The 3461-nt window shown below is 64.7% G+C and carries 2 protein-coding genes; both read left to right on the top strand.

Annotated elements, in window-relative coordinates; genetic code table 11:
* Positions 1–709: efflux RND transporter periplasmic adaptor subunit (locus C5P05_RS09730; protein ID WP_114969643.1), on the top strand; the 709-nt coding region annotated here is incomplete at its 5' end.
* Positions 710–711: 2 nt separating this feature from the next.
* Positions 712–3461: efflux RND transporter permease subunit (locus tag C5P05_RS09725; protein ID WP_157979278.1), on the top strand; the 2750-nt coding region annotated here is incomplete at its 3' end.

Genomic DNA, 3461 nt, shown 5'->3' with positions numbered 1-3461 from the left:
CCAGCGCGCCACCCTGGCTGAACTGGAGTCGCAGTTGGCCATTGCCGAACGCAAGGTAGCGCGCTATGCGGAACTCGAAGGTTCGGTGCCGCAGAAAGAGATTGAGGCCGCCCGTTTTGAGCTGACCGCCTTGAAGCAGCGCCGCGCCGCCGTGGGCGGCAGTCTGGGCGACGCCGAGGCGCTGGTGGCGCCGGTGTCGGGCGTGATCAGCGCCGCCAGCGTGGTGAACGGCCAGGTGGTCGAAGCGCGGGAGGTTTTGTTCGAGATCGTCGATCCGGCTCGGCTGGCCGTCGAAGCCCTGGCTTACGACCCGGCGCTGGTCGAAGGCATCAGCAGCGCCAGCGTGCCGCTGCCGGGCGGTGCGCTGGACTTGCAGTTTGTCGGCGGTGGCCGGCAGTTGCGCGAACAGGCCTTGCCGCTGCTGTTTCGCGTCAAAGCCCAGAACGCCCCGGTGGCCGTGGGCCAGCCGGTGAAGGTGATTGCCAAGACCTCGCGCACGTCCAAAGGCGTGGCCGTGCCGCAAGCCGCCCTGGCGCGCAACAGCGCCGGCGACACCGTGGTCTGGGTGCATCTCGGCGCGGAGCGCTTTGGCCCGCGCAAGGTGAGCAGTCAGCCGCTGGACGCTGGCACGGTGGCTGTCACTGCGGGCATCGCCAGCGGTGAGCGCGTCGTCAGCGTCGGCGCCAATCTGCTGGCACAGGTGCGCTAGGCATGTTCGATTTCATCATCAACACCAGCCTGAAACAGCGGCTGATTGTGCTGGGCATTGCCTTGCTGCTGGTGGTCTATGGGATCTTCACGGTTCAAAAAATGCCGGTCGATGTGTTCCCCGACCTCAACAAGCCGACCGTGACCTTGATGACCGAGGTGGGCGGCATGGCGCCGGAGGAGGTCGAGCAACTGGTGACCGCGCCGGTCGAGTCGAGCATGAACGGCATGCCCGGCGTGAGCCGCGTGCGTTCGGTGTCGGGCGTGGGTCTGTCCATCGTCTACGTCGAGTTTGATTGGGGCTCCGACATCTACCGCAACCGCCAGCAGGTCAGCGAGCGGCTGAATCTGGTGCGCGAGCAGTTGCCGCCGGGCGTGGTGCCGCAGCTGGGCCCGATCTCGTCGATCATGGGTGAGATCCTGCTGATCGCTTTGCCCGCTGACCCGGCGAAAGTGAACCCGATGCAGGTGCGCGAATACGCGGACTGGGTGATGCGCCCGCGCCTGTTGACCATTCCCGGGATCGCGCAGGTGATTGCGATCGGCGGCGAAGTCAAGCAGTACCGGGTCGAGATCAACCCGGCGCAATTGAAGGCATTGGGCGTTGAGCGCGAGAAGCTGGAAGGCGCGTTGAAAGACTTTGGCGCCAACACCAGCGGCGGTTTTCTGGAGGCGCAGGGGCGCGAGTACCTGATTCGCCAGATCGGTCGTACCACGCGCATCGAGGATTTGCAAAACCTGGTCGTGGCGGTAAAAAACGAGCAGCCAATTCTGCTGAAGCAGGTGGCGGAGGTGAAGCTGGCCCCGGCCATCAAGCGCGGCGACGCCGGCTTCAATGGCAAGCCGGCGGTGGTCTTGTCGGTGCAGAAGCAACCCAGCGCCGACAGCGTGACGCTGACGCGCGCCGTGGAACAAGCCATGCTCGAACTGTCAAAAGGCTTGCCGCAGGGCATGGAAGCCCCGCAGTTCCTGTTCAAGCAGGCCGATTTCATCGAGCATTCAGTGCGCAACGTCGAGGAAGCGCTGCGCGACGGGGCGATTCTGGTGGCGGTGATTCTGTTTCTATTCCTGCTCAATGTGCGCACCACCCTGATCTCGCTCACGGCCATTCCGGTCTCGCTGCTGGTGACGGCGCTGGTGTTTCACTACTTCGGCCTGTCCATCAACACCATGACGCTGGGTGGCCTGGCCATTGCCATTGGCGAGCTGGTGGACGATGCCGTGGTCGGCGTGGAAAACGTCTTGCGCCGTCTCAAGCTCAATAGCGCGCTGGCGATGCCGCGGCCGGTGGCGGAAGTGATCGCGAAAGCCACGCTGGAAGTGCGCTCGGCCATTGTTTACGCCACGCTCATCATCGTGCTGGTGTTCGTGCCCTTGTTCGTGCTGCCCGGCATTGAGGGGCGTTTGTTCACGCCGCTGGGTATTGCTTACATCGTCTCGATCCTGGCCAGCATGGTCGTGTCGGTCACGGTGACGCCGGTGCTGGCCTATTTCCTCTTGCCCCGGATGAAGCAACTTGGCCACGGCGACAGCCCGCTGGTGGTCAAGCTCAAGCATTGGGACGCCCAGCTGCTGCATTGGTCGTTCGAGCGAGCGCGCCCGCTGCTGTTGGGCGCGCTGGCGGCGGTGATTGTGGCGGTGGCCAGCATTCCGTTCTTTGCGCGCGCCTTTCTGCCGCCGTTCAATGAGGGCACGCTGACGGTGGGTGTGGTGCTCAACCCCGGCACCTCGCTGGCCGAGTCGAACCGCATCGGCCTGCTGGCCGAGCAGCTGGTCGCTGCGGTGCCGGAAGTGATCAAGGTCGGTCGCCGCACCGGCCGCGCCGAGCAGGACGAGCACGCCGAAGGGGTTCATTCCACCGAGATGGACGTGGACCTGAAGGCGTCCGAACGTTCGCGCGAGGCGGTCATCGGTGACATTCGCGCGCGCCTGGCCGTGCTGCCGGCCGCCAGCAACGTCGGCCAACCGATCTCGCACCGGCTCGATCACCTGCTGTCGGGCGTGCGGGCCCAGATTGCCTTGAAGGTCTATGGCGACGACCTCGATACCCTGCGTGGCCTGGCGACCGATCTGCGCGACCGGCTGGCGAAGATTCCCGGCATCACCGATTTGCAGATTGAAAAGCAGGTGCTGATCCCGCAGATCAAGATCCGCATCGACTACGAGCAGGCGGCACGCTACGGGGTGGCGCCCGGCACGCTCTTGCGCTCGCTGGAGCAGATGATCGAGGGCGAGCGCGTCACGCAGATTGTTGAAGGCAACCGTCGCTTTGACCTGGTGGTGAAGTTGCCCGAGAGCGGGCGCGGCTTGCAGGAATTATCCAACCTGCTGATCGAGACGCCGGGCGGGCATGTGCCGCTGTCCAAGCTGGCGTTGATTGAGGACGGCGACGGCCCCAATCAGGTGAGTCGTGAGAATGCGCGCCGCCGCATCGTGATCTCGGCCAACACCGATGGCTCGGACATGTCGCGGGTGATCGAGTCGATTCGTACCGAGCTGAATGCCAAGGCGATGCCCGAAGGCTATTTCACGGCGTTGGAGGGGCAGTTCCAGGCCCAGGAGCAGGCGGCGCGCCTGATCGGGGTGCTGGCGCTGATCTCGCTGACTATGATCTTTCTGGTGCTGTACAGCCGTTACCGCTCAGTGGTGCTCACGGCCATCATCATGGGCAACATTCCGCTGGCGCTGGTCGGCAGCGTGATCGCCCTGTGGATTTCCGGTCAGCCACTGTCGGTGGCGGCGCTGGTGGGCTT

This window comes from Rhodoferax ferrireducens (assembly GCF_003347515.1).
Lineage (GTDB): Bacteria > Pseudomonadota > Gammaproteobacteria > Burkholderiales > Burkholderiaceae_C > Rhodoferax.
The sequence above is the reverse complement of the archived record's forward strand: the minus strand, read 5'-3'. Positions and strand labels throughout refer to the sequence as shown.